This is a genomic window from Fuerstiella marisgermanici (genome assembly GCF_001983935.1).
In the GTDB taxonomy this organism is placed as follows: Bacteria; Planctomycetota; Planctomycetia; order Planctomycetales; family Planctomycetaceae; genus Fuerstiella; species Fuerstiella marisgermanici.
This window is the reverse complement of the sequence record NZ_CP017641.1, coordinates 7231708-7245864: the sequence shown is the minus strand read 5'-3', so window position 1 is coordinate 7245864 and position 14157 is coordinate 7231708. Positions and strand designations below refer to the sequence as shown.

Here is a 14157-nt window from a genome sequence, read left to right as displayed (position 1 = left end):
AGGACAAGAAATGATTGATCTTTACGATAGAACTTCCGCCAACTGCCGTTGGCTTTTGGTCGTGATATTGGTGCTGGCCGCGCTGCCAGCCTTTGTGTCGGCTCAGGAAGACGGGGATGCCGAAGCCAAGGTCGCTGCGCAGGAACCACCAACGTTCGAAGTGCCCGAGGGGACGGCAGACGAGCTTTTTGAATTCATCAACAAGGTGAAGTCAACACCGCCGACCGAACGTAGTCAGGAAGCGGCTGTGGCTCATCTAAAGCGACAGGTTGCCGCTGTGTTAAAGGCGTGCGACCAAATTATGGCTGGCAAGCCGGACGAACAGGCTGAGCTAAAAGTCGTCATGGAACGTTTCTCCGCGTTCTCCACACTCGCTCAGGTTGATGAAGACGCGGGTAAGAAACTGGAGCAACTGGTCGCAAAGTACGGCACGGACAAACGGCCAGCTGTACAGCAGTTTGTGGGCGGTCTGAAGTTGCAGCAAAAGAGAAGTGAGTTCTTCAAACTGTCAGACGCAGATCAGAAGAAATTTGTCGACGAACTGTTCAGCTTTATCGATAAATATGAACTCGATCAAACAACCATGCAGCTGGCCGCCGGGCTTGCTCAGGACCTTGAAAATTCCACACGAACGGATCTGAGTGCGGTCGTTTACGAACGACTGGCGGATCAACTGAAGAAGCTGAACAACCCATCCATTCAGCCTCATATCGATCGGATGTACGCGACGGTGCGCCGCTTGCGACTTCCCGGGAAATTCATGGAGATCGACGGGACGACGGCTGAAGGTGATAAGTTCGATTGGTCTGCCTATCGCGGCAAGGTGGTATTGGTTGACTTCTGGGCCAGCTGGTGTGGGCCGTGTCGGGCAGAAATTCCTAACATGAAGGATCAGCTGGAAAAGTATGGCGACAAGGGCTTTGCTGTGTTGGGTATCAACCTGGACAACACTGTTGAGGAATACCAGGCTTATGTCGACAAAGAAGAGCTGACATGGACGAACCTGATGAGCCCCAACGAAGACGAACGCGGGTGGGACAATCCGCTGGCCGTGCACTACGGCATCAGCGGCATCCCGACGGCAATTCTTGTAGATCAGGAAGGCAAGGTCGTGTCCATGGATGCTCGGGGCCCGGTGTTAAACGGGCTGCTGCAGAAAATGCTGGGGGCAGTAGACGAAGAAGCTGGCGCCCAGTAACGTCGATCTACTGACGTGCAACCGCAACAATCAAGAGCCCGCTGTTTGCAGAAACGGTGGGCTTTTTTTATTGCCCTTACGACTCAGCAACTGGACGCCTGTGCTGGTCAGGGTAGACTGATTGTGTCGGCGGTTCAGCTTGATGGCACAACATGCATCTGCGGGTTCAAATGGCGATCAGTTTGCCACAGGCTGTAGGATACAACTCTCTTTCTACACAAGGACAAAACCATGAGTCAGCTCTTCAACACACGCATACTGATGCTGGTGACAGCCAGTATGTGCCTTGCTATTGCTGTTCCCACAGCGTTTGCTCAGGAAACGAAACCGGCCGATAAAAAGACAGACGCTAAGACGGAAGCTAAGTCGGAAGCGGCCACGAAAGAGGACGCGGCCGAGAGTCCTCTGTTTGAAGTGCCGGAAGATGGTTCGGTCGAAGAGTTGTTCGACTTTATTAGCAAAGTGAAACGGACTCGGTCCAAAGGCAGAGCGAGGGCCGAACAGATTGAGCACCTGAAATTGCAGATTGCAGCGATCGTCAAAGCCTGCGAAAAAATTCGTGAGGCGGATCCCGGCGACGATCAGGAAGTCAAGGCCATCAGCGAACAATGGGATGCTCTGACGGCGTTGAAAATGTACGCTACAGAAACGGGGACACCGCAGTTGAAGGCTTTCATGGATGATCTGAACGCTGACAAACGACCGCAGATTAAAAAACTTATCGCTAAAAAAGAGCTGCTGGCGAAAGCCGCCACTGTTTCCAGAATGTCAGCAGAGGAGCGTGATGCGTTCCTTGATGAATTGTTTGCGATGATTGATGAAGACGGTTTGGACCGGGCGACTTACAGCGTTGCACATGGCATTGGCAGAAGCATGGGCTCCAGCGACACACCTGAAGTCGGCGCGAAACTGTACGAACGTTTGGCGATGGCGATGGAAAAATCTGACGATCCTGAATTTGCAGCACGAGCGGAAAAAACGCGAGGAGCCGCAAGGCGGTTACGCTTGCCGGGTGAGTTTATGGAGTTGACGGGTACGACAGCTGAAGGCGAGCCATTCGATTGGTCAGCGTATCGCGGCAAAGTCGTGCTGGTTGACTTCTGGGCCAGCTGGTGTGGGCCGTGTCGAGCGGAAATCCCTAACATGAAGACTCAACTGGAAAATTATGGCGACAAAGGCTTTGCCATCGTCGGCATCAACCTTGATCAAACAAAAGAGAGATATCAGCAGTATGTCGACAAGGAAGAGCTGACATGGACGAACCTGATGAGCGACAAAGAAGACGAAATGGGCTGGGACAACCCGATTGCAACTCACTACGGCATCAGCGGAATCCCAACAGCCATTCTGGTCGACAAGGATGGCAAGGTTGTGTCTATGCGAGCTCGCGGCGGCGAACTGAATGCGCAGCTGGAAAAACTGTTGGGGCCTGTTGAAAAACCCGATGCAGACGAGAAAGAGGACGCGGAGGAATCATCATAGCATTCCGGCCCGCCGCACTTTGGGTTCGACCTGAATGTAACGCAGACTGAATTTCGCCAGAAGCCCGGCCATTTCGATAATGGCCGGGCTTCTTCTCGTTTTGTTGCTGGTTGAAGAAGCGGCACAAACTGAATTTTCGGAACATTTCTTCTTTCGCCACGGGGAAACGCGAAGGGCGCAATGGGCCGATCGCTGCAACGGCAAGCTATCGTTGAATTCGTATTGTCCCTGAATTTCATGGAGTGTCTTCTGTTGGTTGCTTCTTCAACAACATATTCGTGCCGTCAGTGCGGTGGAGTCGCTCGGCCGGTGGCTGGCCGAGATTACCTGCAATGTGAGTACTGCCGTTCGCTTGTCTTCACAACGGGCAACCCGCTCACAATCGACCGCATCACTCCGATGGGGGAAGAACTGGACGCCGAATGTCCGACATGCGCAAAGCCGCTGCTGACCGGGCAGCTGGAAGATCGCCGCGTGCTGTATTGCGGCGGGTGCTACGGCATGTTGCTGAAAAACGAAGATTTCGCCGCGGTCACTCGACTTCGCAGAGCTCGCCGCGAAGGTTGCGAAGCTGAGCCGGCGAAGCCGCTGGACACGCAGGAATACGAACGTCAGCTCGACTGTCCCAACTGCCACTCGCGGATGGAGGTTCACCCTTTCTACGGTCCGGGCAATATTGTGATGGATTCATGCAGCCGGTGTCAGTTTGTATGGCTGGATCACGGCGAACTCCGCACGATCGAATGTTCGGAAGGTGGCCGAATCCCCGAACCAACGCCGATGTACGTGAACGCCGATGGCGATGTCACCATGATTCCTCCACCATCGGCGTCAATCGGGGCAGGTGCGCCTCGGAAGCACGGGATGTATAACGAAAGCAATCCTCTGGCCGCATTGGCGGATTTGCTGTTCGGCTTCTAACACTGTTTGGCTTTTGACACGGACGATTCATCTCGCTTAGGCCCTGCGTTCTCTCAACAAACGGCGTCTGGTTTCTCACCTGATTCGCTTCGGCGAAATGCGCGTGTGACCGAGAGCGTGTTTCGTTACCATTCGCGGCGCTTGCAATAGCGTCGTCGATTCTCTGCGAACCAGGTCCTCGTTCCATGCCTCGAGACTTCACCACCGAAAGTCTGTCACACGATCCCATTCATGGTTATATCCCGTTCATTTCCCGTGCCGGGCTGCCCGCTGACGAAGCCGCTGAACAGGATCTAATCGATCATCCGTGGGTGCAGCGGATGAGGCAGATACATCAGTTGCAGACGGCTTGGTGGGTGTTTCCGTCGGCCGAACACATGCGGTTTCAGCACGTGCTGGGAGTTATGCATCTGGGCAGCGTGGTCGTCACAGCATGGTACGAAACACTGTCTGACGTGTGCCGCAACGTGCCTTCGCGAGGCTACGTCGAAAGTCTGGTGCGGATCGCCGGGCTGCTGCATGACGTCGGCCACGGGCCTTTCGGTCACTTTTTCGACGACCATTACCTCGACCAATTCGGCCTGACTCACGAAGACATGGGCGGCCATATCATCGAACACGAACTAGGCGACATCATTCGCCGAATTCGTCGCAATCCCAACGGCAAAATTCAGCCGCTGGAGGAACTCGATCCCAAACAAGTGGCCTGGCTGATTCGCCGGCCCAGCGGAAAGCCCGAAGACGAAACCGGACATCCTGACTGGCTCCGCAAACTGCGCTCTTTGTTCAGCGGTATTTACACAGTCGACAACATGGACTTCGTTCTGCGCGACGCGTACATGTCCGGCTACAACACAAAAGCGTTCGATATTTCTCGGCTGGTTCACTACAGCTTCTTCACTAAAGACGGCCTCACGATCCATGCTCGCGGACTTCCGACGCTGATCAACTTTATCGAAACGCGAGCGAATCTGTTTCGATCGATCTATTTTCATCGTACCGTGCGAGGGATCGATATCGCGTTGGAAGACTACTTCGCCGCGACTATGAAGCGTCTGTTTCCCGGCAACCCGCTGGAACATCTCGCTGAGTATCAACAGCTTACCGAAACTTCGTTTCTGGTTGACGTGATCCGCTGGGCAGACAGCGATGATCCCGAGTTGCGCGAACTTGGCCTTCATTGGAAGGCGATCATCAATCGCGATGAAATGTGGCGGATGGCATCTGAACGCACCATGCACTTTCATACGGGCCAGGCCGAAAGCACAACCATCTTTTCGGAACCCGATCTTGTCGAACGGCGAGTGCGTGATTATCTGCCCGACAACCTGAAGCAGATTCCGCTGCGAGTCGACGTGGCCAAGCATTACCACCGTCCAAGTGCGAGGAAGCCATCCGGCAAGCAGAATTTCTGGTATGACCCCGCCAGCGGTCAGGCATTCGAACTGGACGACGACGAACTGTTTCGTAGTCTGCCCACGAGTTTCATCGTCTTCCGTATTTACAGCCGGGACCATGGCTTCGACAAACAAATTAGCGAAGCATTGCACAAAGTTGCCGGCGGCGCAGGTGGCGACACGAAAACCAACATGTAGTCGCGGTCGTCGGGGCAGGGCGGGTGACGTGGTGAGCCCAGTGTCTGCGTTGCAACGCCATACGTCGTGGCGTCGCTGAAGGTTTGTTGAGGAAGGCTGCAGCTACCGTTGACTGGTACCTTCGAGATGCCGTTTCAGGCTCTCCATTTCCTTCATCGCTGCATTGCAACTACTCTTTTTCAGCAGCCAGCCGAACCAGTTGAAGATGATCTTCAAGCCAATGCTCTTGGGCTTCACCGCGGACACCTGAGTGACACGCGTGCGGCCGCCGAGATCTTCGAACGCGTAACGAGCCTCAATGTCGAACTGATCACCGACCAGCTCCACGGCTGAGAATTTCGGCGGTTCGTAGTGAGTCACCACGCCCTGAAACTCCATTTTCTGCCCTGCATTTTCGGTGACGCATACGAACCTTGTGCCAACTTCGTCGGGGGTTTGCTCAATGACTTCATCAGAAACCACCGTCAGGCTCCATTCCGGGACGTTGTGATTCGTGTATTCGAATACTTCGTCAATCCGGCGGTCAATTTCGATGCTGGCACGAGAAAGCATGCGTTAATACCTCGGCAGCTGCGGATCGATTTCCTGCGCCCAGACATCGATGCCGCCGGCCATGCTTAGCGGGTTGGCAAAGCCCTGCTGCTTCAGCCACATCGCGACCTGCAGGCTGCGTCCGCCGTGGTGGCAGTGGATGATGATATCGCTGTCTTTGTGCTGAGTCAGTTCGGTCACTCGCTCCTGAATCTGACTCATCGGCAGCAGCGTCGCTCCTTCGATCTTCACCGTGTCGTATTCGTCCTGTTCGCGGCAATCAATGAACACGAATTCTTCGCCCGCGTCGAGCTTCGCTTTGACAGTTGAGCACGTGACTTCCATACTTCGACGCTTTCAGAGACAACGTATCGACCGGGTGGCAGGAACTATCGTAAAGCATCAACGCGGGAACGGCTGACGTTATGCCGACACCAGATGCACGCACGTTTTCGCTGTTCGAACTATAGCCACATCCAAAACGGATCAAAAGGCAGAATGCTTGTCCTGCGGAAAGAACAAATATGAAAGTTGCAATCACCGGAGCCACCGGGTTTCTGGGACGTTACCTCGTCCGCAAGATGCACGACGTCGGAAACGAATGCCGCTGCTGGTATCGCTCGGAAAACAATCTATATGAACCGGCTGCCAGTGACAACGTGTTGGAATGGACTCCGGGGGAACTCGGCGACCAGGCGGCCTGCGAAGAATTACTGAAGGGATGCGACGCGGTTGTGCATTCCGGGCTGCATCGCAATGGCGAATCGTTTCGCGGCGGCGAAGGCGATATTACTGAGTTCGTGCAGAAGAATGTGGTTGGCACGATTCAATTGATTGAGGCGGCTCGCAACGCAGGCATTCAGAAGTTTGTCTTCATCTCCACCTGTGCCGTGCATGAAAAAATCCTTGACGACCGGCCGCTGGATGAAACTCACCCGCTATGGATGACAACTCATTATGGAGCCTACAAAGCGGCGATTGAACAGTTCGTCCACAGCTACGGTTTCGGCGTTGGGTTTCCAATCTGTGCTTTGCGGCCGACTGGAATCTATGGGCTACATCACCAGCCTCACCGCAGCAAGTGGTTTGGAATGGTCAAGCGAATTGCGAACGGTGAGACCGTCGAATGCAACGGCGGCGGGAAAGAAGTTCACGCGGCAGACGTTGCTGAGGCGGTCGACCTGCTTCTGCATTCGACCGACAACGCCGGAGAAGTCTACAGCTGCTATGACAGCTACGTGTCTCAGTACGACGTTGCGACAATCGCGAAGGAACTGTCCGGTTCCGACTCAGAAATCGTGGGTGAGCAGGCGCGACCGAAACACGACATTGTGAGTGACAAGATTAAGGGGCTGGGAATGCAGTTTGGCGGCGAAGAGTTGCTGCGGCTGACGATTGGCGAACTGGTGGCCGCGGCGAAGGGCTGACGATTTCCGCTCGCCTACCCGTTGAATGGCGAACCTTGAGGCGCGGCTGCTTCCTTCACGCTTGGCAGCCCATTTTCCAGATCATCTTTGAAACGGTTGGCGAGCGTCATGCCGACTTCGCCTTTGGTCAAAAAGACGACGCCGTCCATCAACGACAATTGCCGTAAAGTCTTCGGAAGGTCTAGGTCTGGGAAGCGGTCGGCGACGTCGCTGGCGTCAACTCGTTCGGCCTTCTTCAGCAACCGCCGCAGGACTTTGCCGCAACTTTCGACGTCGATCTCCTTCACTTCCTGAACTCGGCCAAACACGTAGATTGCGGTCCATGCCATGCGTGGCACGATCATCATCAGGCCAAAGATGCGTTCGGGAATGGACTGATCGGAATCCAGGCTGCCCATCGCGTACGTCCATGCGGTGGACAATGTAGGAGCCAAACGAATGACCACATCGCCGTTGGGTGTGGTTACGTCGTATTCTTCGTCATGTAGTTCTTTTGGCGCTGTCAGCCAGGTGAAGACGCCCATTCCGCCAAAGATCAGCAGTATGAAAAGGCCGCCCAGCAGGTAGCTTCCGTAGGCTGTGGAAAAGATCAGCCACAGCAATCCTCCCTGGACGATAAAGGCGAGAAGGCCGACCCCCGCCATCCCTGCGCAAGCTCCCACTGTGACTTTGGACTGGAATTCGACTCGCTTGGTGAGCCACGCATTGAATTCGGACTTCTTCATTACTGGAGGATTTCTCGGCGGTTGTTGACGTAGTCCCAGACAACGTAGCGGTCCAGATCGCTGCCAGCGGTGAAGAAGACTCGACCGCCCGTACTTTCCGCTAACCGGTGCGCGAATTGGACATCTTCGTGCGACTGCGACCAGCTTGGCAGCAGAAAGATGTTGATTGTAATGTCCTCACGCTTACACAACATCCCTTCGCGCATCGTTGCCTGTTCGGTTTGTGGATCGGGCGGATACAGCATGTACAGCAGGTGGTCTTCGAAGTGAGCCGTGGGCAGTCCGTCGGTAATAAGAATCACCTGGCGGTTGGGCGTGTCCTGAGTCGCCAAAAACTGTCGGGCCATCTGCAGGCCGTGCTGAATATTGGTGAAATGCGGCGGCACGTGCATTTCGCTGACGTCTTCGTTACTCATATCAGCTCGTAAACGAACCACAGGGTTGGTGACGGTTGGGATCTTCGGCATCAGGGAAATGAGATCACCCTGCGGCACAACTTTGGCAAAGGTGGCGACTTCGAGGAATCGTAGAAAGTCGCCGGGGTATTCGCCGCTGATCAGGCCGTTCAAAGCCAAAGCCATCCGTTTGACATTCACGTACTGGCCGTCGTAGCGCATCGAACCGCTCATATCCATCAGCACGACGGTTGCGCATTTTGGGTTGTTGCGAGTCTTGTGGATTTCGATATCGTCCTGCCGCAGGCGGATCGGGCGTTCGTGTCCCTGTCGCAGCATGGCGTTGATCATCGTTTGAGGGATATCCATCTGTGCGACCGAATCGCCGAATTCATACGGCTTGGTCTGCTGCGTTTCGACCGCTCCTTCGCCTTCCACGGGGCCTTTGTGGCGACCGGATCGCGACGCTTCCAGGTTGCTGAAAATGCGTTCGAGCAACTTGCCCTGAAACAGCTTGTACGCCTTTGGGGATAGCTGAACCGCTCCCTGCTGATCAACAAGCCCCTGACCTTCCATCATGTCTTTCAGGTACTGCTGCACCTGCTTTTGGAAGTTGGCCATGTTTTCGATGGCTTCGGCGTCGGCGAATTCAGAAAGTTCGTCCAGGTCGATAATCGCGAGCTGTGCGTTTTCTTTGGCATCTTCAAGCTGCTTCAGTAACTCGTCGATCTTCTGCAGCTCTTCAAGAATTTCAATCGCCTGAGGAATCGTCATGGATTCGCGGCCGATAAATTCATAAGCCGATGCCAGGTGATCGATCTGGTATTTTTCGCCGAGCGTCTCCATCAGGCGCAGCAGTTGTGATGCGAAACGCGGGTTGTTGCGTTCGGCCTGGTACCACAGATGTTCGAGCTGATAAATCTGCTCGTCGCGGATCGCTCGTTCGAAAGACTTCTTCATTTTCCCGGCAGGGCGGGCTCCCTGAGCAGCGTTGGCGTACTGTTTGGCCGCTTTCTTTGCGACGGAATCAGTTTCGTATTTGGCCAGGATCTGCTGTTTGCGTTCTTCCAGCATTTTGATCAACTGGTCCAGCGACGGGCCCAGACCGGCAAACTGACCGGGATCCAGCTTGATGGCATTCGCCAGTTCTTCTTCAGAAAACTGCCTCATCGAGCCGAATTGCAGCATGTGTTCGAACACCGGCGATACCAGATCGGGCGGTGGCTCGGACGGCGACGGAAACTTAGCGGGATCGTACTTCTGGTACGTATGAATGATTCCGCCGCGGTTGGGGGTGTCTGAGGGTGTGGGCATGTCGGACTGTGCCTGCGTGGGTGGCGATGAACTCGACTTCTGACGATTATACGCACCGTTGAGCTCCTGTCTTCCCCTTGAATTTTGCGATGCCTGCGAATCTGACACCGATGTACCACAAAGCCGAACGAGAGTATCGGCGTGCGCAATCGGTGGCGGAGCAGTTCGAGTGCCTTCAGAAGATGCTTCAGCTGCTGCCCAAGCACAAAGGCACGGACAAGCTTCAGGCTGACTTGAAGTCGCGGTTGAAGGAGACGCGGCAGGCAATTCAGAAGCAGGCCAACGCGCCCAAAGACGGTCGCGCGTTTCGGATTCCTCGCCAGGGAGCGGGCCGTGTTGTGATTGTGGGGGCCCCGAACTGCGGCAAGAGTGCCATTTTGAAGCACTTAACCAGAGCCGAACCGGAGGTCGCCGACTTTCCCTTCACCACGCGAGAACCGATGCCGGCGATGATGGAATTCAACGGCGTGCAGGTGCAGTTGGTAGATACCCCACCGGTGGTGGCAGGGCAGCTGGAACCGTGGATGCTGAATCTGGTGCGGACGGCGGACGCGGCAGTGCTGGTTTTTGATGGTTCGTCGGATGATGCTCCGCAGGAGTGCGCGGACGTGATTGAGGAATTTGCCGCTCGCAAAACCCGCTTCGCAGCTCAGACAGGCTTCGATCCAGACAGTTTCGCCGTCGTAAACGTGTCCACTCTGTTGGTGGTGACTCACGCCGCAGATCCAGATAGCCAACTGCGGTTAGAACTGCTTCGGGAACTGGTTGACATCGAATATGCGGCGATCCCGGTCGAATTAGAAGACAGTGATTGCATGGCAAAACTGGCAGAAGCGGTTTTCGCAATGCTGAGATTAATCCGCGTCTTCACAAAACCGCCAGGGCAGCCGCCTGACCTGACGTCTCCGCTTACTGTGGCGGAAAATGGCACGGTTGAGGATCTGGCGTTTCAGATTCACGACGATCTGGGCCAGCGCCTGCAGCACGCAAAAATGTGGCGTGAAGGCGCTCACGATGGCCAGATTGTGGGGCGTGATTATGCCCTTCGCGATGGCGACGTAATTGAACTACACTGACCACCAAAACGTACCGAGAACACGTGGCGGTCTCCGGATCGTCATTGAAGAAAATCCTAAAGCAACCTGATGCGCGAACTAACGACGATAGCGGACCGACAACAAGCAAGCCGATTTGGAGCCTATTTGGCGGTGGAAGCCATCGAGGCCACCGTGGAAGAAGACGATGGCGAATGGGCCATCTGGGTCCACAATGATGATGACCTTCCCAGGGCAGAAGGCATGCTGGAGGAGTTCCGGCAGGACCCCGGTCATGAACGCTATGAGAACGCAGAACGCAAAGTTCGCCATGTTCTGAAAGAAGCTGATCGCCTGCGGAAGGAGTCCGCGAAAAAACAGGTCGACCTGAAAAAACGGTGGGAAGGTTCGTGGTGGCACTGCTATCCGGCCACGTACATCATGATTGGAATTTGCGTTGTTGTGAGTCTGGTGTGCACAGACTGGAGCGACGTCAAGATTTCGCGATTTGGTGTTCCACGTTTGTGCAATGACGCCGATTCGGTGCTGCTGCAGAAACTGGGGATGTTCGGCGAACCCAGTGTTGAAGTGTATTTTCAGAGCCTGGCGACACAGATGATGGGCCAACTTGTCCAGCAGAATGGAATGCCAGCAGTGGAGGGCGGTGCTAATGGCGGGCTGCAACTTCAGGAGCCTTCCGAATTCGCCGGGCGCGTCATGCACGCTCAGGCCGTCACAGAAGCAACGGTCCCGATTTTTCAAAGCGGTGAGATCTGGCGGTTTATCACCCCCATTTTTATTCATCTGGATTGCATTCACATTCTGTTCAACATGATGATCTTAAGATCGATCGGTACAGGCATCGAATTTCTCCGGGGGACTCGACGGTTCGTGATTCTGTGCCTGTTGCTCGCCGTTTTCTCGAACCTTGTTCAGCTGTATTGGGGAGGGTGGCGGTTTGGTGGCATGTCAGGAGTCATCTTTGGGTTGATCGGTTATGTGTGGATGAAAGGAAAGACTCAGCCACACGTTGGACTCGGCATGCCGCAGCAATCAGTCGTCTATTTTATGTTGTGGCTGGTATTGTGCATGACGGGCGCGTTCGGGCCGATTGCCAACGGAGCTCACGTGGGCGGCCTGGTGCTTGGAGTGCTGATTGGTGCTCGCCAGGCGATCTGGAAGAAGCTGCCGTTTGCGAGCTAGGAGCTGTCCGGCATTAAGCCAACTGTCGCCCTTTGGGGCTTGACCATACCGTATCGGCCCGATCCTAATGACGGCAATCCTCGGCATCTCCGCCTTCTACCACGACTCCGCCGCCGCTTTGGTGGTGGACGGTGAAATTGTGGCGGCGGCTCAGGAAGAACGGTTCACTCGGAAGAAACACGACGAAGGCTTTCCTCAACACGCCGTCGACTACTGCCTTTCCGAAGCCGGATTGACGCCGGCACAACTGGATTTCGTAGGCTTCTACGACAAGCCGTTGCGGAAATTTGAACGGCTGCTGGAAACGTATCTGTCCTACGCGCCGGCCGGCTACCGTTCGTTTCGAAAAGCCATGCCGTTATGGCTGAACCAGAAGCTGTACATGCCTCGCGAACTTCGGCGCGGCTTGCGAAACGAATACACCGGGCGATTTGTGTTCACCGAACACCATGAGTCTCATGCAGCAAGCGCGTTCTTTCCGTCACCGTTCGAAGAAGCCGCGATTCTGACGCTCGACGGTGTGGGCGAATGGTCGACATCGACGATGGGAACCGGCCGCGGAAACCGTATTGAGCTGACTCACGAAATTCGCTTCCCGCATTCGTTGGGCCTGCTGTATTCTGCGTTTACTTACTACACCGGCTTCAAGGTGAACAGTGGCGAGTACAAGCTGATGGGCTTGGCACCTTACGGCGAACCGACGTACCACGACCTGATTTTGAAGCACCTGCTGGCGTTGAAGGATGATGGCTCGTTCCGCATGGATATGAGCTACTTCAACTACTGCCAGGGCCTGACGATGACGTCCGACAAGTTGCACCGCTTGTTCGGTGGACCGCCGCGAAAGCCGGAATCAGAAGTCACTCAACGTGAAATGGACATCGCCGCGTCCATCCAAAGCGTGACTGAAGTTGTGATGCTGAAGATGGCCGCCCATGCCTATCAAACAACCCGGCTAAGCAACCTCGTACTGGCCGGCGGCGTGGCTCTGAATTGCGTGGGCAACGGAAAAATCCTGCGGGACGGGCCGTTCGACAACGTCTGGATTCAGCCCGCGTCAGGCGATGCGGGCGGAGCATTGGGCACCGCGTTGTTCATATGGCACCAGCTTTTGGAGAAACCTCGCACGCCTCAGAAACCCGACGCCCAGCGAGGTTCTTTGCTGGGGCCATCCTTCGATGACGCCAACGTGTCGAACTTTTTACAGAGTGTCGGCGCCGTGTTCGAAGTAAGCCCGTCCGACGACGATTTGTGTGAGCAGGTAGCCAATCTGATTGCTGGTGAGAACGTTGTCGGCTGGTTCCAGGGACGCATGGAATTTGGCCCGCGGGCGTTGGGAGCTCGCAGCATTCTGGGCGACGCTCGCAGTGAGAAAATGCAGACGGTGATGAACCGGAAAATCAAGTTTCGCGAATCCTTCCGTCCGTTCGCGCCGATCGTGCTGAAGGAATATGTGCATGAGTTCTTCCAGATGGCCGCCGACACTGACAGTCCTTATATGCTGCTGGTCGCGGACGTTCAGGATACCATTCGCGAATCTGAACCGACGGAAACGGCCAGGGGCTTCGATAAATTACGACAGCGACGTTCGCAGATTCCGGCGGTGACTCATGTGGACTATTCGGCTCGCGTGCAAACCGTCGACACCGAACGCAATCCGCTGCTGCATCGATTGCTGACGACGTTCCACACGCACACCGGTTGTCCCGTCATGATTAACACCAGCTTTAATGTGCGGAGTGAACCGATCGTATGTACGCCGGAAGATGCGTATCGCTGTTTTATGACGACTGATATGGATGTGCTTGTGTTGGGTCGGCATGTGCTGAAAAAGCAGGAACAGCCGAATCAAATGAGTGAAGCTGACCGCCAGAATCACCTGGATCAGTTTGAATTGGATTAGAAACTCAGCATGGCATTGCTTCACTTCAACCTGAAACCATCGCAACGGCAGCTTCGCCAGTTCGGGGCAGCGTGCGCCGTTGTCGTCCCGCTGATTGTCTGGTTCTGGAGTCGCAGTCTGTCCGCCACGGCGTGGGCTGGCGTCGCTGGATTGCTGATTTGCGGTGTTGGTTTGATCAAACCTCGGATTCTTCAGCCGCTGTTTGTCGGACTCACCGTGCTGGCGTTTCCGATCGGGCTGGTAGTGGGCGAAGTGGCTTTGCTGTTGATGTTTGTTGGGGTCTTTCTTCCGATGGCGGTTGTGTTTAGAATGATTGGACGAGATGCATTGCAACGTCGTTCGGTAGGTGGCCACGAAACCTTTTGGCAACGGCGGCCGCCAACGCCGAAGAGCGGTCGCTACTTTCGGCAGTTTTAGAGTTCCCTGAAG

The 14157-nt window shown here is 55.1% G+C and carries 13 protein-coding genes; 9 read left to right on the top strand and 4 right to left on the bottom strand.

All coding sequences use genetic code 11. From position 1 onward, the window contains the following. The first annotated feature begins 10 nt into the window (after positions 1-10). The 4 genes from Fuma_RS27205 to Fuma_RS27185 all read left to right on the top strand — a co-directional run bounded on the left by Fuma_RS27205 (position 11) and on the right by Fuma_RS27185 (position 5196). Positions 11-1198, top strand: a complete 1188-nt coding sequence (locus Fuma_RS27205; protein ID WP_077026888.1) for a TlpA family protein disulfide reductase — start codon at positions 11-13, stop codon at positions 1196-1198. A 231-nt stretch (positions 1199-1429) separates the two neighbouring features. Beyond that, the gene (locus Fuma_RS27200) at positions 1430-2680 is read left to right on the top strand and encodes a TlpA family protein disulfide reductase (RefSeq protein WP_077026887.1); all 1251 of its coding nucleotides are present in this window, start codon (positions 1430-1432) and stop codon (positions 2678-2680) included. 309 nt (positions 2681-2989) lie between these two features. Beyond that, positions 2990-3601: a TFIIB-type zinc ribbon-containing protein gene (locus tag Fuma_RS27190; RefSeq protein WP_158521154.1), complete on the top strand. Its 612-nt coding sequence runs from the start codon at positions 2990-2992 to the stop codon at positions 3599-3601. Positions 3602-3786: 185 nt separating this feature from the next. Beyond that, positions 3787-5196 (top strand): HD domain-containing protein, encoded by a 1410-nt coding sequence (locus tag Fuma_RS27185; protein WP_077026884.1) that lies wholly within the window; start codon positions 3787-3789, stop codon positions 5194-5196. A 102-nt stretch (positions 5197-5298) separates the two neighbouring features. Here Fuma_RS27185 and Fuma_RS27180 read toward each other — a convergent pair whose 3' ends face one another. Next, a complete protein-coding gene (locus Fuma_RS27180; protein ID WP_077026883.1) occupies positions 5299-5748 on the bottom strand; it encodes an SRPBCC family protein in 450 nt (149 codons plus the stop codon). Positions 5749-5751: 3 nt separating this feature from the next. After that, positions 5752-6072, bottom strand: coding sequence for a rhodanese-like domain-containing protein (locus tag Fuma_RS27175; RefSeq protein WP_077026882.1), 321 nt, complete (start codon positions 6070-6072; stop codon positions 5752-5754). A 179-nt stretch (positions 6073-6251) separates the two neighbouring features. On the opposite strand from Fuma_RS27175, the gene Fuma_RS27170 reads away from it, so the two are divergent. Beyond that, positions 6252-7154 carry an NAD-dependent epimerase/dehydratase family protein gene (locus tag Fuma_RS27170; protein WP_077026881.1) on the top strand — a complete coding sequence of 301 codons (903 nt, stop codon included), beginning with the start codon at positions 6252-6254 and terminating at the stop codon, positions 7152-7154. Positions 7155-7168: 14 nt separating this feature from the next. Here the strand turns inward: Fuma_RS27170 and Fuma_RS27165 are convergent, their stop codons facing one another. Both Fuma_RS27165 and Fuma_RS27160 read right to left on the bottom strand, forming a co-directional pair. Continuing rightward, complete coding sequence (locus tag Fuma_RS27165; RefSeq protein WP_077026880.1) at positions 7169-7879, bottom strand: hypothetical protein; 711 nt, start codon at positions 7877-7879, stop codon at positions 7169-7171. Beyond that, positions 7879-9588 carry a vWA domain-containing protein gene (locus tag Fuma_RS27160; RefSeq protein ID WP_077026879.1) on the bottom strand — a complete coding sequence of 570 codons (1710 nt, stop codon included), beginning with the start codon at positions 9586-9588 and terminating at the stop codon, positions 7879-7881. The genes Fuma_RS27165 and Fuma_RS27160 overlap by 1 nt, the downstream gene beginning before the upstream one ends. An 89-nt stretch (positions 9589-9677) precedes the next feature. Here Fuma_RS27160 and Fuma_RS27155 point away from each other — a divergent pair, with 89 nt between their 5' ends. From Fuma_RS27155 to Fuma_RS27140, 4 genes are all read left to right on the top strand, one after another. Continuing rightward, the gene (locus Fuma_RS27155) at positions 9678-10664 is read left to right on the top strand and encodes a GTPase (RefSeq protein ID WP_077026878.1); all 987 of its coding nucleotides are present in this window, start codon (positions 9678-9680) and stop codon (positions 10662-10664) included. 69 nt (positions 10665-10733) lie between these two features. Next, positions 10734-11825 carry a rhomboid family intramembrane serine protease gene (locus Fuma_RS27150; protein WP_077026877.1) on the top strand — a complete coding sequence of 364 codons (1092 nt, stop codon included), beginning with the start codon at positions 10734-10736 and terminating at the stop codon, positions 11823-11825. A 67-nt stretch (positions 11826-11892) separates the two neighbouring features. Next, complete coding sequence (locus tag Fuma_RS27145) at positions 11893-13728, top strand: carbamoyltransferase family protein (RefSeq protein WP_077026876.1); 1836 nt, start codon at positions 11893-11895, stop codon at positions 13726-13728. A gap of 9 nt (positions 13729-13737) precedes the next feature. After that, positions 13738-14145: an SxtJ family membrane protein gene (locus Fuma_RS27140; protein ID WP_077026875.1), complete on the top strand. Its 408-nt coding sequence runs from the start codon at positions 13738-13740 to the stop codon at positions 14143-14145. The last annotated feature ends 12 nt before the right edge of the window (positions 14146-14157 follow it).

What these genes read in the sequence shown, in the direction of transcription:
- Fuma_RS27205 (WP_077026888.1), top strand. Translation starts at nt 11, where the DNA reads ATGATTGATCTTTACGATAGAACTTCCGCCAACTGCCGTTGGCTTTTG.
- Fuma_RS27200 (WP_077026887.1), top strand. Translation starts at nt 1,430, where the DNA reads ATGAGTCAGCTCTTCAACACACGCATACTGATGCTGGTGACAGCCAGT.
- Fuma_RS27185 (WP_077026884.1), top strand. Translation starts at nt 3,787, where the DNA reads ATGCCTCGAGACTTCACCACCGAAAGTCTGTCACACGATCCCATTCAT.
- Fuma_RS27180 (WP_077026883.1), bottom strand. Translation starts at nt 5,748, where the DNA reads ATGCTTTCTCGTGCCAGCATCGAAATTGACCGCCGGATTGACGAAGTA.
- Fuma_RS27175 (WP_077026882.1), bottom strand. Translation starts at nt 6,072, where the DNA reads ATGGAAGTCACGTGCTCAACTGTCAAAGCGAAGCTCGACGCGGGCGAA.
- Fuma_RS27170 (WP_077026881.1), top strand. Translation starts at nt 6,252, where the DNA reads ATGAAAGTTGCAATCACCGGAGCCACCGGGTTTCTGGGACGTTACCTC.
- Fuma_RS27165 (WP_077026880.1), bottom strand. Translation starts at nt 7,879, where the DNA reads ATGAAGAAGTCCGAATTCAATGCGTGGCTCACCAAGCGAGTCGAATTC.
- Fuma_RS27160 (WP_077026879.1), bottom strand. Translation starts at nt 9,588, where the DNA reads ATGCCCACACCCTCAGACACCCCCAACCGCGGCGGAATCATTCATACG.
- Fuma_RS27155 (WP_077026878.1), top strand. Translation starts at nt 9,678, where the DNA reads ATGCCTGCGAATCTGACACCGATGTACCACAAAGCCGAACGAGAGTAT.
- Fuma_RS27150 (WP_077026877.1), top strand. Translation starts at nt 10,734, where the DNA reads ATGCGCGAACTAACGACGATAGCGGACCGACAACAAGCAAGCCGATTT.
- Fuma_RS27145 (WP_077026876.1), top strand. Translation starts at nt 11,893, where the DNA reads ATGACGGCAATCCTCGGCATCTCCGCCTTCTACCACGACTCCGCCGCC.
- Fuma_RS27140 (WP_077026875.1), top strand. Translation starts at nt 13,738, where the DNA reads ATGGCATTGCTTCACTTCAACCTGAAACCATCGCAACGGCAGCTTCGC.